Genomic DNA, 14,211 nt, shown 5'->3' on the forward strand with positions numbered 1-14,211 from the left:
ACAGGGAAACGGTCATTCCCAGTCGTTACCACACCCTCCGCATGAGTACGCACCTTTGGGGCACGCACCCACACCTCCGACACCTGCGCCGCCCTAGACGACACAAACAACAAATCACCATTAATAGTTGGCATTAGACCTCCTCAATCCACGTACCAGTCAACTCCACCTGCTCCACTCGACGCCCACCAGCAAGCGTCGCCGTCGAATAAACATCCACCGTAATATCCTCACCCGGTTCCACCGTCGCATTAGACACCGTCACAGACATCCAACGTCGGCCATTTTCCAAAAAGCTCCACGGCCCCAAATGCTCCATCATCCGTTCTTGCAGCACCCTGCCACCAGCACGAATACGGATACCGTAAGTATCGTCATAGGTAGCTGCTGACCACGTAACCTTCAACCGCAGCGCCACCTGCTCCGCAGTCTTAGCAGGAGCATTCACAGTCAAAACATTCGACCACGTGCTACGCGACACGGACCACGGGCCGGTAGCCTCATCTACCGTAACCTGCTTCTTCTCAGCAGCAGCCCAACGGGCGAAAAGGTATATATTCTTTGGATTAGCCCGCAATGTGTAGGAACCGCTATTTTGGGCAGTCGTCCTGACTAGCTCACTGCTAGGCTCCACCCAATCCCCGCCGGTGCTTGTCGTATCTCGCGATTCATACCATTTCACATAAAACAGCGAACCGCCCACCATGTCCGTCAACTTCACCTGCCACCCATCCTGACCATCATCACGAGACGTAGGACGAATATCAGGGTCTGATGTACCGCCAGGGGTGGCCATCAACTCACGAATTCGCCCCTGGGACTCCAGGGCCTGCTGCTTTTGCACCTCCTGTAGCTGCTTAATCTGTTCAGTCTGCTGCGCGTCAATCTCAGCGGTCAGGCGCTGAAACTCCTCATTCTTGGCGTTAATCTCCTTCTGCAGCTCCCACAGGCGCGTATTCATCGCAATATATGCGGGAATAAGACCAGGCTGCGGGTCAGACTGCGTCTCTTGAAGCTGCTTATTCAACCCCGCCAAAGAGGCCAACAAATCCTCCTGGCCTTCCCCCTCACCAGTCAACACACCACGCACCGACTCCACATCAGCTTTACGGTTGTTAGTCTCAGCTCGAATCTTCCCATCCAGGCCAGCCAACTCACGACGGTCATTAACAACCGCGTTATAAATATCAGTGTTCTCCGCCAGACGGGCTTCAGAATCAGAAAGCAGCTGCCCACCAACGTGGATTGACCAGTCACTGTCCGAGTGGTCTGTGCGCTTCGGTTCAATCCGCGTCACCGCCAGCGGCACGACGCGCCCCCAGATTTCAACGTTGGCAATATCCCCAACCTGAAAATCCACCATCGGCACCCACGGGCCAAGACCCGCCAAAGTAATATCCGACTCAAGGAAGAAATCACCCGACACACGCTTCGCAGCATCGTCCAGCACCCGCTCCACATCCGACGCGGGGACCATGTCCTCCCCCTGGGCGGTGATATTCACGTCCGCCCTGACGAACCTGCGGAACATGCCACCCACACGCCGCTTACCGCCAAGGCTGGACACGTAGGCCAGCTCATTGCCCGGCGCACTGACCTCATACACATCCTCGAGGTCGACGCCCTCGGGTAGGGCTACGCTGTATTTACCGAACGCGGTAGAGGCCAATGACCGCAGGACAGTAACCTGCGCTGAATCAGCAATAAGATACGGTGTTGGCATTAGGCCACCTCCTTTACTGTCAGCACGATCATCGCGTGTTCAAAAGTCCGATACCCCAGAGTGCGGGATGATTCCCCCTCACTCGGCGTGATATCAACATCCCGAGCACTCATACCTGATGTGGCCTGCGACCAGCACCTAACCGGCTCATCACCCGGCCACCAGATATAGGCACCTAGAATCACTCCGGCATTCTCCGCCTGCTTAGACACCGTCTCCCAAAGGAAACCATCACGGGCCTCGAGGCTGATTTCTGCGGATGTGTCCTTCTCCGGTACTTCCACCACGTGGTAGGGGTCATCGACCCACTTCACACCATCCGGGTCAGCCTGAGACCTCATTACGGCGTCAAGGGACTCCTGTGCCAGGCGACGAATCACGAATGCAGCCGGCCCGTGCTTCCACACAAACATGGCGTTCGTTGCAAGCTCCACACGGGCCATCAGCCGCTTCTGCTGATACTCAATCCCCGACTCGTCCGACCCCACCTCGTAGGGTTCTGCTTTCCACCACGCAGCCGGCCACGACACCGCGGGGATGGTGTGCCACACGTCCATACAATTCAGTGCGTTGATTGTAATCTCCGACGGGACACCATCATTGTCCTCATCGTTCGCAGTAGCATGCACGATTGCCCCACCACGACGCACCACACGACCACCAGGGCCAGGAAACGCTGCCAGGAGCATGTAGTCTCCCTCGGCGGTAGGTAATTGGCCGGATGGGTCGAACTTGTCTAGTGCGTCCATCACAAGAAGTTCAGCGGCGCGGTTCACGCTCCCATCAGGTTCACGGGCTGGGAACTTCACTTGTAGGTCTGCTGATTCCATCCACTGCTCAGGCGTATCCGGCTCCGACGGCATCGGAAGCGTAAACAATGGTGTTCCGTCCGCGTTACCGATTCCGTACCAGCGGCCTTGGGTTTTTACGGTGTAGTCAACGGTCTTTTTCCACGATGCCCAATCGGCCACGCTCACACCTCACAAAATTCAATTTGGTCATAAAAAGGGGAGGCAGGACTACACCTCCGAATGTTTAAAGTCCTCTTTTTAGCTCCACGGGTCAGCAACCCCGAGCGTCCACTCGAGCTGCGCACCCGCAGGCAACACCCACACCCCAGTGCCCCCGGGCGGCACATTCTCAGGGAATGCACCGTCTAGGCGAAGCACACGAGGGTTCAGGTCGATGATGGTTTCCTCCGCAGCGCGTGGAAGGGTGAACTTCGCCCCAGAAGGGTTGGTTACCACTCCCCCAGCGCCCTGATAGCGGATTTTGGGCCATACATTAACATCACCGTGATTCGTCACTGTGACTTTTTCTGTCCCGGTCATCACTGATGATTTAGCCACACCATCAGCACATAACACCGGCACAGACAAAGTCGCCGCCGAACGCCTCCGCATATCAACCGACACACCCGGCAACACACCATCCACCACTAACTCAAATGTCAACGGGGACAGTGGGTTATCCGACTCGATGCTAATCACGCACGGGTTAGACCACGTTGCTGCAGCCCACCCCTGACGGAACCTACGGTGCGTGTCCTCCAGGTCCTCACCTTCACGGGCTTTCAGGTAGAACTCCAGCACGGTAGAAATAGGCCCGAAACGCCGCGCCCCCGGCAGCACACCAGCACCACCGGGGACCTGCAAATCAGACCGGGTTACTTCCGGCTTAAGCGTCTCCAACATCCCATACGGGGCAAGAACCTCCGACTCCTGGTCCGTTCCAGACAGTCGCCACTCATCACCCAGAGCGGTAATCAACACCACATTCAGCAATTAGACCCGCTCCTTCCTGCGAGAAACAGCAACATCACTAGCAGACCGGACAATCTTGTACGAACCATTAGTTCCGGCAGTAACCTCCGCCAACAACTCATCAATCTGGTCCGCCGTGTACATCTTCTCCCCATCAAGGTGAATAGTTGTCTCACGACGAAGCTGGTCCCGAACACCCGCATTCGCGTACTTCGAGTCCAGCTTCCAATCCACACCAGCAGCCTCAGCCGCGTCACGATTTGCCTTAGCCGCAGCCAAATACTCACCGCGTAGCTCCTCGTTACCATCAGCCCACGCCTCAGAGGACTGCTCCAACGATTTAATCGTGTAGTCCAGCCCCTTAAGCGTGTGCTCCAGCGGTGTGGTCTTTTCGTACAGGTCAACTTCGGCGGTGAAGTCCTCAACCTTGCGGGCTAAATCGTCCCTCTGGTCTCGGGCATCATAAATCGGCTTCAGCGCATCATTGACTCGCAATGCCATTTCAGCCTGCGCCAACTCCGGCATGCGGGAGCGAAGCACGTCCATAGGGTCGCTGCCGCGATAGGCGGCGCGCCCCATTAGTTTGAGTGTGCGGTCCAGGTTGCCCTGGTCGATGTTTGCTCCGGTTGCTCCGGCTACCGCAAAAAGCGCCTGCTGCAAAGCATCATAGTGAGCCTTCTGGCCACGATACTCATTAGCGCGAGACCCCTTCGCGCCCATGGCGGCACCCCAGCGTCCTAGAGTGTTTTGGTCCATGGCCTGTTTAACCTCAGCCATTTCAGCCATGAGCTTCGCAATCTCAGCGGTGCCAGTAGCATCCTCTAACTCGATGCCCGCCACCTGAGCGGACATGCGAATCAGACGCTCCTGCGCCTTCAGTAGGTCCTGCTGATTACGCACGTTCTGACGCTGAGCCTCAGCCAGAGCGGCCTCTGCCTTAATCTGGTCAAGACGGGCAGAAACCTCACCCTTTAACGCTTCAGCACGCGCCTTCTCATACGTAAACAGCGCAGAAATAGCAGCATCCGACCATTCCTCCAGCACGCCCTGGGCCTCCAGAGCCTGATAGGCCATGTAGGAGTCCCAGTCCTCATGCAGCCCCATCATCTTCAACTGAGCAGCAACCGCGCCGCGTCGAATCTCCTCATCCAGGGCCAGACGAGCCTCAGCTACCTTCAACGCGCCTTCAGCTTCCGCAATGTAGCGGTCGTGCTGCGCCAGCATCAGGTTGTACTCTGCTTCACGCTGCTCATTCGCACCACGAATCAGAGCCTGCTGCAGAGAGGTAACCCTGCTTTGCAGGTCCACTACTAGCTTCGCGTAATCCGCGCCGATAGCCCAGCCATCAGCAAGCGTCTTCAGCGCATCCAGTCGAGCCTTACGAATCTTGGCAATAAACTCCTTAATTTTGCCAATCAGCTCCTTGACCTTAGCGATTGCCTTCTTAATCGCCCCAACAATTGCCTTGACGATAGAAATAGCAATCTGCACCATGTCAAGAGCCATGCCCAGGGTGATACCCGCAGGGCCAATAAGAGCAGCCACAGCAGATAGTCCGCCAGTGAATTGCGCCAAACCGGCACCTACCGCAGCGGCAGGAACACCCAGGCTAACCAGCTGGTCCGCAAACTTTTCAGCCATAGGAATAAAACCAGTGACCTGCTCTTGCGATACCAGAACAATATTGTCCAGGTCCATAGCCTGCTGTTTCCTCGCAGCGGCTAACTCCTGCTCCGCCTTAGCCACCTCTTCATTAGCCTTAGCTGCCTCTTCAGCGTTCTTCTTTCTATCCTCCTCCGAACTGTTTTGGAGTTTTTGCTGCGCCTCTCCAGCAGACTGACGTGCCTTCTGAAGAGCGTCCTCCTTCGCAGCAACATTTTCCATGTTCTTTGCGGCGCGGGCGCGAGAATCCCACAGTGCGTCCTCACCGTCTAACACCGTGTTAATTACATCAGCCCCCGGTAGGTCGATACCTAAGTCAAGAACACGACGCACACCCTGGCGGGCGGTAATACCTTCAATGCTGTTATAGTCACCGACCTTAAACATCCAGTCCTGCATATCGCCGACAGTCTTGGATACCCAGGCTTCCGTGTCGTCAACAGCCTTAGCAATCGCCTTAGTCTGTCCCTCAATCGCTGGAACAAGGTCCCCCAGGGAACGAATCATGTCCGACATTCTCGACCACTGCGATGCGGTAAACACCGGCTCCGGCCTGCCCGACAGGTTCTGAGCAAACCCACCATGCGGCAACCAACCACCCTGGTCGTACAGGCCGAGCTTCTCACCAGCCCACTCAGTAGCAGACTTGCCAGCAGACTTAACAATGTCGCCAACCTCGGACGCTGCCTCATAGACAGTACTTAGACCGTCCCCGAGCGCATCCACACCAGCCTTAACCCCCTTAGGTAAGACTTCCTTACCGGCGCGGTACACGCCGCGAGGAATTTCCTTCCACGCGGGCGGGCCAGACGGCAACATCGACTCAATCGGATTAAGGATGTGATTTATCGCGCCCTTAGCCTTATCGAGGATGAAATTCATCATCTGCTCCGGCGACGGTCCACCACTGCCCTTACCGACGACAAACGCGCCGCCAGGGCCAATCGGTAGGTGATAATGCGTAGTGAAGTACGAATCGTTAGCTCCAACAGCACCAGTGCCGTACTTCACCAGGGATGGTGAACCACCGGACTCGACGTTAACCGCGCCAATACGCGACGTCGCACCGAGGGTACCGGCAGTGTGACCGCCTGCAGCACCTCCGTTCGTCACACCAATAGAAAATGTGTGCGCCTTAAGACCCGCGACAAAACCCTGCGGGCCAGACGGGTGCTGCTGGTTGCCACCACCGTTAAACGCCATGGTAGCCCACTGACGAGCACCAGTACCGCCGCCAATCACATCCGCAATACCAGACATGAAACCGGAGCAGTCAGTACCGCCAGCACCGTCAGCAGACCCGCCCAGAACATACGGTCGTCCACTACGGGACTTCGCCCACTTGTGAGCACGCTCCAACTGAAGCTCCCACATCGGGCGAACCTCGCCACCATCCTTAAACGCCGGGAACAACGACGGCGCCGCACCAAGAAGATCACCCTTCTTGTTATCCACATGCTTAGGCAACAAGGTCAAGTCATTACCATCAAAGCTAAAGGCCTGCCCATTTTGGATAGCATCACGCATAGCGTAAACAGCCTGCTGGCCACCAGCCTTAAGCACATCCCTAGCCGTCCATACGTGCTCGCCATTCGACAACCACGCCGGAATATCATCCGACGTACCCGACCCCGGACCATGGATAGCACCACCAGTGGCATAACCACCAATGGGGCTCAACTTCGTCGCCGTCTTCGGCTTCAACGGCAAGAACGAACCAATGGTATCCCACGCCTTGGCAATACCGTCGTTATAGACCGTATTAATCATGAAGTTGATCGGAGCAGCAAGCGCGGACTTCAATCCATTCCACACCGTCTTAATACCATCAACAACCGTTCCAAAGAATCCCTTCAGACGATCGAGAGCACCACGGAACGGCGTAAACACATTGCCATCAATCCACTGAAACGTGGCGTGCATCGCATCCTTGAGCCAGTCCCACTTATCCGCAATCCAACCAGCAACAGACAAAACAGCTTCCCAAATACGGTGGAAGCCACGAATCTGGCGCTGGATGACGTTCTCATTCAACCAGTTCCAGATGTTCAGCAGAATGCCATAAAGCCAGTTCCACTTATCAGAAATCCAGCCCGCGACCGCAGATACCGTATTCCAGAGCAGGTGGAATCCATTAATCATAAGTTGGATTACGTTGTCACGAATCCAGCCCCATACCGTGGACAGAATCGACGACAACCAGTTCCACTTGTCCGCAATCCAGCCGAGGACCGACTGAATGGCCGGCCACAGTGTGTTCTGGAAGAAGTCCACCATGGGGTTGAGGACGTTGTCTCGAATCCAGCCCCATACTGCGGAGAACTTGTCCGACAGCCACTGCCACGCATCACCAATCCACTGGAACACGGTCTGCAGAGTTGTCCACAGAATCTCCTGGGCGAAGTTGGCTAGGGCCTGCCACACCGGCTGGATAACATTCTCCCACGCCCACTGAATAGCAGACGAAAGAAGATTCCAGGCGATAAGCAGCGGGGTAAGAATAACTGTACCAATCACTGCGAGAGTGACCTGAGCCAGTTCCCAGATACCGTTGAAGACTGGCTGAACAACGTTTTCCCACGCCCAGGACAAACCATCCCACAAGGCCGTGAAAGCATCACCAACGAAGCCCATAATGGCTTCAACAACGGGCCAGAAGTTCTCCTGCAGGAAGGTCAGGAACGTGCCAATCCACTCCAACACGGTAGTGAATGCCGCCATAACCTTCTCAGCCAGCCACGTGAATGCCGACACAACTGTTTCAATGATGAAAGCAGCAACCTGGCCCAGAATCTCAATAAACGGGCCAAGAATATTCTCCATAAGCCATGCGAACTTATCCGCAACCCACGCAAGAACCTCAGCCACAACCTTCAACGCCCCAATGAAGAGGAACACGGCACCGACAACAACGCCGCCAATGACCGCACCCACAACCTTCAAAACAGGCAGCAGCAAGTTAAGGAAGAACTCACCAATTGGTTGAACAGCCTCCCACAGAGACTGAAACGCCTTCCACAAGGATTGGATTACAGAGACTAGGGACTCAAACAGGGATACAGCCACGCTGCCCAGGGCGGAGCCTAACGACTCCCCAATAGACTTCAATGAATCCCACAGCGCCCCCAAAGTATCGCCCAGCGAGGACACCACGTCACGCATCACACCAGACAATATGCCAATAACCGGCTGCAGCATAGCCGCCAACTGGTCACGCTTCTCCTGCAGGAAACCCCACAGCTCCTGTACCGCGTCACGTACTCGGAACAGGAAATCAACTAGCCCGGAGTCCTCATCAACATTAAATGCGTTAGCAAAAGCCTCAGTAAAATCACCATCAACAAGGATGGACTTCATACCATTGAACGCATCGCTAAACCAGCCGAAGAACGCGCCAATTTTGTCCGACAGCCAATCCCAGCCGGCGGCAAACACACCAGAAATCCAGTCCCAACCGGACTGCAGCGCGTCAACAAACTTACCCCAAAGCTCACGACCCACTTCGGTCTTAGTAAAGAAAGCCCACAACGCAGCTCCAGCAGCAACAACTGCTGCAGCAATCCATGTAATAGGGCTAGTTAAAATTGCCGTAGCAAACGCCTTCATCGCAAAGGTTGCCTGCGCAGTAGCTAAGGTGACACCCTCAAGCGCAGCAGTCTCTGCAACAAACGCCGCAGCATTCGCCGCAGACAACCCAGTCATAACACCCTTAGCGGTATTAAGCAGAGCAGCCACACCTACAGAGCCAAGCATCGCTGCCGACAGGCCAGCAACAGCCGCAGCAGTCGCCACCAGAACAGCGGTCAACGCTTGCGACGCGCCCGGGATTTTTAGCAGCAATCCCCAAAACGAGCTCAACCCGTCAACGGCCTTAGAGGCAGCCTTAACCACAACCTCCAGAGGGCCTTTAATTTCCTCATACAAGGCAAGGCCAAGCTCTTCAACGTTGTTCTGCAGCTTCTCCATCGCACCTGGAAGGCCTTCCATCTTGGCGCCCGCCACATCAAGGGCCGCGCCACTACGCGATACAGAATCACGCATCTTATCGAAGCCTTCTACACCCTGTTCCGCTGCGATGCCGGCAAGACGCATAGCATCCGAACCAAACAGGGTGGCAGTTGCCGCTTGGTATTGTTCATCAGTCATGCGCCCAGAAGCCTCTTGAAGCTGCTCCATCAACGAACGCATACCGACGAACTTGCCGTTAGCGTCATAAATCGACAGACCAAGCTCTTCAATAGCACCCTTAGCCGGGGCAGATTGATTAGCAAGCTTCAGCAACGCAGTCTTCATCAACGTACCAGCATCAGACCCCTTAATTCCCGCATTCGCAAACATGCCCAGCATCGCAGAAGTGTCCTCCAAAGACACCCCAAACTGGTTAGCGACCGTACCTGCCTGCTGCATGCCTTCCGCAACATCAGTCAACTCAGCAGACGAGGCGTTAGCAGTATTCGCGAGAACGTCAGCCACACGTGTCGCCTGGTCAGCCTCGAGACTGAAAGTATTCAACGCGGCCGCCTGGATAGTGGCTGCTTGGCCCGCGTCAATCTGCGCGGCAGCAGCTAGAGCAATCGTGCCTCGAGCAGCATCCATCGACTCCGCAACATCCATACCACCCTTAGCCAACTCAACCATCGCATCAGTGGCCGATGCGGCAGAAGTAGCTGGTAGGGACACGTCATTGCCTAGTTCACGGGCCCGTTTAGCGGCAAGCTCCATAGTATCGGCACTAGCGCCCGATACCGCCTGAAGCGTGTTCATGGATAGTTCATAATCCATACCGGCAGTAACCGTTGATTTCAAAGCTCCCGCAAGACCTGCGCCACCCAGAAGGCCGACCATGCCTTTAAGGCGAGAAGAAATTGAATCCATGACAGGACCAACGGCGGACAGGTTACCTTTAAGACTGGAGAATCCCTGCCCCATGCCACCAAAAGCGCCACCGGACTTTTCCAACTCGCGATTCAGACCAGACTGCGAGTCCTGCAGCTTCCCTAGAGTGGAGTTTAGGTCATCAAGCTGGTCCTGGTGCTTTTGCTCCGCCACACGGACATCAATCTCGGCCTGCTCCAGCTTCTCAGTCTCGCCGATAACACGAGCCTTAGCCTCCTTGACCTTCGCCAGCTCAGCAACGCCCTTATCGCCCTTTTCCAGAGCCGCCTGGTACTTGTCCTCAGCATCTCGAAGTCTCAGGGTTGCGGCCTCGACTTTTTCCTTCTGGGCTGCCTGCTTGGACGCCGACTTCTCATAAGCGCGGTCTAGGTCCTGCAGCTTAGCGGAAGAGGCTTTAACCTGACGCTCAAGGTTCTCAACCCCCGACCCCAGGCCTTCAGACATGGCTTTACCGGCGCGCTCACCGGAAGCCTTAGCTGGCTTCTCTAGGCGCTCGGAAAACTCCTTGGACATGCCTTTGAAGGTGGGAACAACCGGGACTGATACGAAACCAGCAGCCATATTAAAAACCTCTCATCCCCCACCTCTAGGTGGGATTCAATTCCTGCAACATGCGCAAAGACTCCGCCTGCGACGACTTAAACGACTTACCGGAACCATCCGACAGAACACGACGCCGGTCCTGCCCCATACGTTCACGCTTTTCCGCAGCGATACGTGCCTGCTCCGCTTCCTGCTCCAAATCCTTGGGAGACTTCAAGAACGGGTGTTCAAAGCCCTTATCCATCTGACTCGTCTGGAACAAAGACACAGCCAAAGCAGCCTTATCGGCCGGCTTAATGTCCATGCGCTTAGCCCCAACACGAGACTCCGGGCGGTCCAATAAGTCCTGATACAAGGCCACAACCCGGCGCGTAGACAACGGCCCCTCCGGGTCCAGCCAATCCCGAACATCAAGACCAATGCGCAGCAAATCAACCTCAAGAAGGTCAATATCCTCCACCGCGTGAGCAGCCAGGGCAAGCTTAAAAATACTCAACCCACAAGCCTCAAGATAAGCCTTCAACTGCCCGGAAAGACCCCCAGACAGCATGGCCGCAGTCATGGACTTCACCCGCGATGATTCGTCATACAAGCGCCAAAGAATCCGCGGATTCTCCAGCAACTGCCCCAAATCCTCAAACCCGAGAAACATAGGGTCACGCCGCGCCCTATAACGAACCCCACCGCAGGTGAACTCCACCCAAGCACCCGGCTCATCCTCAAGAATCAGCCGGGCGGACATTACTTATCAGCCAGCTCCGTGCCACGCTGAACAACCGGACCAATAACCTCATGCAGGTCCTTACGAGTAGCGCCAGTCCAATCCAGCAGCTTACGGGTCTTAGCGGTCAGCTGAGCCATCAGCATGCCCTCAATATTTCCCTCATGGGCCAGGGACGATACAGACGCCGGCAGCATATCGCGGTCAACAATGACCTCAATATCTACCTTCACACCATTAAGCAGCTCAACCTCACGCTCGGTATAAATACCGTCAACAATCTGGCCCTCGCCACCAGCATTCTTGGTGGTCTCATTCTTCACGACCTCAACCTGGTCAGTGTTCTTCTTCTGCGCCATGGTGATTCCTCCTATGGAATTAAAAAGACCCCGCACTCTACGGGGCCAAACAGGGCGGTGATTCCTAGACAAAAGTCTTAGGTAGGGCCTTACGCGGAATCACCACGAAAGACGCAAGGCCCATCAAAGAATTAACTACGCGCCGGCACCAGCATCACCGGTGGTCTCACCGGGGTCAGACGGAGCAGCCGGCTGATCGCTACCGCGAACGCCTTCATTGCCGCCCGTAGCGGTCTCGCCAGTCTCCGGGTCCTCGTACTCATGCAGGGTCACGTCACCAGACTTATCGTCGGTAACAACCATGGCGGTCAGGCCATTGGAAGAAGCCTGCGGGTGGAATGCAGTACCGGCCTCAATCTGAGCCTGAACGTCTGCAACATCCTTAAAGACCTTCTCTTCAACGCGGACCACAGAGCCATCCTCTCCGACGATGTAGAAGCGCTCCTCGTAGTAGCGCTCATCGTCACCATTGTTGAACGTAATCTGAACCGGGCGGGCCTGCGGGTCTTTAGCGGTAACACGCTCGTTAACCACCAGGTCAGCCTTCTCACGGGACACCCAAATACGAACCAAGCCGGAGGTGAACTTGTGAACAAACGCCACATAGCCCTTAGCAACCTGGTCAGAGTGCTTGCCGTAGGTGGTGCCGTCCTGAACCACAGCGCCCGGGTTCTCGATGTAGCGCATAACCGGGGAGCCAGCGATACCATCCACAGCGGCGGTAATAGCACCAGCGGTGTAGGAGGTGGAGGACTGGCCACCGGTCAGGTTGGTGGTGTTGGAGGAAACCTCACGAGTGTGACCATGCTGAGAATCGGTCGGCTCAAGGCCGAGGGATTCCCACTCGCCGACAAACGCACCGGTCTTCTTATCAATAATCGGGTCATCAGAGAAGTTGACCAGTACCTCACGGTCCTCCAGGACGCGCAGGTCAAGGCCAACGCTACGATTCTGAGCCATTGTTATCCCCTTTCAAAGGACATAAAAATAACCACCCCGACCTTCGAGGTGGCAAAAGGAAAATGTGCGGATTAATTTGTTCGCGCCGGCGACTGGAAGAAAAGCTTGCCGATACCGACCGACAAACTCATCGTCGACACAAACCCAGTTGGCTGATACGACGGCCCGGACCCAAAGAATTTCGAGTCAGACCGCGACACACCAAGACCAACGCCGGTAATTCCCTGGGTCAAAGCCGTGTAAAGACTCCTCCCATAGCGACGAACCATCATGTGGTCCGGCCCGTACACGCTGACCTTCACGAGGTCACGCGAGTGGGCGGAATCATCAACTTCTTGCACGTCACTACTGACCACAATGGCTAAACCATCCTGGTGACAGTTGTAACCATCCGGCAAGAAGTGAAGATGAACCATGTCATGGTCCGCCTCCGGGATAAGCCGCAGTACGTGCTTGTGTACCAGGGCGGGCGGGTCAGGCGTTACCCCAAAATCAGGAAGCATCCTTCACCGCCTTAGTGAGAAAACCGTCCTTGGCCTGCTTAGCAACAGCGCCAGGGTGACGCACCGTCACCACATGCGTAGGGCGGTTCGTGCCACGAGTAGCGTGGGTGACCTTCACAACGTCACCGCCTTCGCCGAGGAAGGCTTTATCGCGGGAGGAAAGGTCATTAACATCAGGCCAGCGAAGTTCAATGTACTTCTTCACCTGCTCCGCCTTTTTGCGGGCCGCTTCCTGCACCTGCGGCTGCTTCGCCATCTGTGCGAAAAGCTCATGGTAGTTAAGCGACACCGTCACTCACCTCCCCACGCTCCACGATGAACACAACCTTCGGCTGATGCCAACTAACTACGGGCCGTCGACCTACCGAGTAATCAAACGACCGACGCTGCTGCACCGTGTAATCCTCACCACGAATGGTGACCGTATCCCCATCGGCCACCACCGTCCCAGGCGGGGCTAGCACCTGCAGCTTCGTAATATCCCCATGAGTAAACCCGTCGCCTTTAACGACCTGGTCACCCGCGGGGGATACTACACAGTGCTCAATCACACGGCCCGGCGCATACTGGGGCCGGCCACGATGGTCACGACCCACCATGCCGCCCTTAACCGTAATAGGCTCACCGGCTTGGTCTGGGCGAATCATGGTGACCACCTCTCCGGCCAACGCCGCGGTCGAGGAAACCTGCCACGGGCACCGCGATGCCACAGGCCAAGAAGTTTCAGTAGTTCGTCTGTGAGTCGAACACCGCCCCAAGAGACGGAATCCACATCAGAGAACGTCACCGAATCCGACTGTGGACCCGTAGTAGACGAAATAGACCGCATGCCAGTATTAGTGCCCACCAAAGTCGCAGCAGACACCATCTCGAGCACCACACGCCGCGCCGCAGCCTCCAACCATGGGACTGTTTCCAGCTCCGCGTGGAAGTCACGCCCGGCGCGAAGAAACGCCACCTCAATCAGTTCCACTGAATCATCAATGAGAACCTCGAGGCGCTGCTTCTCCGCTTCGGTCAGCTCACGAGGTAGGCGGTCAGCCACATACTCTACGTCGATATCAAGCACGGCTAACCTCCC

Annotated in this window: 11 protein-coding genes; all 11 read right to left on the reverse strand. The window is 56.0% G+C overall.

Going from position 1 to position 14,211, the window contains the following annotated elements:
• Nucleotides 1-133: 133 nt before the first annotated feature.
• A complete protein-coding gene (locus QP915_RS06160) occupies nt 134-1,723 on the reverse strand; it encodes a hypothetical protein (protein ID WP_284768676.1) in 1,590 nt (529 codons plus the stop codon).
• The gene (locus QP915_RS06165; RefSeq protein ID WP_284768677.1) at nt 1,723-2,694 is read right to left on the reverse strand and encodes a hypothetical protein; all 972 of its coding nucleotides are present in this window, start codon (nt 2,692-2,694) and stop codon (nt 1,723-1,725) included. Before QP915_RS06165 ends, QP915_RS06160 begins: the two co-directional genes overlap by 1 nt.
• 78 nt (nt 2,695-2,772) lie before the next feature.
• Entirely contained in the window at nt 2,773-3,507 is a 735-nt protein-coding gene (locus QP915_RS06170; RefSeq protein WP_284768678.1) for a phage tail family protein, read from the reverse strand.
• The gene (locus QP915_RS06175; protein ID WP_284768679.1) at nt 3,508-10,605 is read right to left on the reverse strand and encodes a phage tail tape measure protein; all 7,098 of its coding nucleotides are present in this window, start codon (nt 10,603-10,605) and stop codon (nt 3,508-3,510) included.
• 25 nt (nt 10,606-10,630) lie between these two features.
• The gene (locus QP915_RS06180; RefSeq protein ID WP_284768680.1) at nt 10,631-11,329 is read right to left on the reverse strand and encodes a hypothetical protein; all 699 of its coding nucleotides are present in this window, start codon (nt 11,327-11,329) and stop codon (nt 10,631-10,633) included.
• The gene (locus QP915_RS06185; RefSeq protein ID WP_284768681.1) at nt 11,329-11,667 is read right to left on the reverse strand and encodes a hypothetical protein; all 339 of its coding nucleotides are present in this window, start codon (nt 11,665-11,667) and stop codon (nt 11,329-11,331) included. The genes QP915_RS06180 and QP915_RS06185 overlap by 1 nt, the downstream gene beginning before the upstream one ends.
• Before the next feature lie 135 nt (nt 11,668-11,802).
• Nucleotides 11,803-12,627 carry a hypothetical protein gene (locus tag QP915_RS06190; RefSeq protein WP_284768682.1) on the reverse strand — a complete coding sequence of 275 codons (825 nt, stop codon included), beginning with the start codon at nt 12,625-12,627 and terminating at the stop codon, nt 11,803-11,805.
• Nucleotides 12,628-12,698: 71 nt separating this feature from the next.
• The gene (locus QP915_RS06195) at nt 12,699-13,130 is read right to left on the reverse strand and encodes a hypothetical protein (RefSeq protein WP_269966536.1); all 432 of its coding nucleotides are present in this window, start codon (nt 13,128-13,130) and stop codon (nt 12,699-12,701) included.
• Entirely contained in the window at nt 13,120-13,419 is a 300-nt protein-coding gene (locus tag QP915_RS06200) for a hypothetical protein (protein ID WP_284768683.1), read from the reverse strand. Before QP915_RS06200 ends, QP915_RS06195 begins: the two co-directional genes overlap by 11 nt.
• Nucleotides 13,409-13,777: a hypothetical protein gene (locus QP915_RS06205; RefSeq protein WP_284768684.1), complete on the reverse strand. Its 369-nt coding sequence runs from the start codon at nt 13,775-13,777 to the stop codon at nt 13,409-13,411. Before QP915_RS06205 ends, QP915_RS06200 begins: the two co-directional genes overlap by 11 nt.
• The gene (locus tag QP915_RS06210) at nt 13,774-14,199 is read right to left on the reverse strand and encodes a Gp19/Gp15/Gp42 family protein (protein WP_269966533.1); all 426 of its coding nucleotides are present in this window, start codon (nt 14,197-14,199) and stop codon (nt 13,774-13,776) included. The genes QP915_RS06205 and QP915_RS06210 overlap by 4 nt, the downstream gene beginning before the upstream one ends.
• Nucleotides 14,200-14,211: the final 12 nt, after the last annotated feature.

This window comes from Corynebacterium sp. MSK158, from assembly GCF_030229085.1.
Classification (GTDB): Bacteria; Actinomycetota; Actinomycetes; order Mycobacteriales; family Mycobacteriaceae; genus Corynebacterium.

Excerpts from the sequence above, each read along its gene's own strand:
- QP915_RS06160 (WP_284768676.1), bottom strand. The coding sequence starts at position 1,723 with ATGCCAACACCGTATCTTATTGCTGATTCAGCGCAGGTTACTGTCCTG.
- QP915_RS06190 (WP_284768682.1), bottom strand. The coding sequence starts at position 12,627 with ATGGCTCAGAATCGTAGCGTTGGCCTTGACCTGCGCGTCCTGGAGGAC.
- QP915_RS06175 (WP_284768679.1), bottom strand. The coding sequence starts at position 10,605 with ATGGCTGCTGGTTTCGTATCAGTCCCGGTTGTTCCCACCTTCAAAGGC.
- QP915_RS06195 (WP_269966536.1), bottom strand. The coding sequence starts at position 13,130 with ATGCTTCCTGATTTTGGGGTAACGCCTGACCCGCCCGCCCTGGTACAC.
- QP915_RS06205 (WP_284768684.1), bottom strand. The coding sequence starts at position 13,777 with ATGATTCGCCCAGACCAAGCCGGTGAGCCTATTACGGTTAAGGGCGGC.
- QP915_RS06180 (WP_284768680.1), bottom strand. The coding sequence starts at position 11,329 with ATGTCCGCCCGGCTGATTCTTGAGGATGAGCCGGGTGCTTGGGTGGAG.
- QP915_RS06185 (WP_284768681.1), bottom strand. The coding sequence starts at position 11,667 with ATGGCGCAGAAGAAGAACACTGACCAGGTTGAGGTCGTGAAGAATGAG.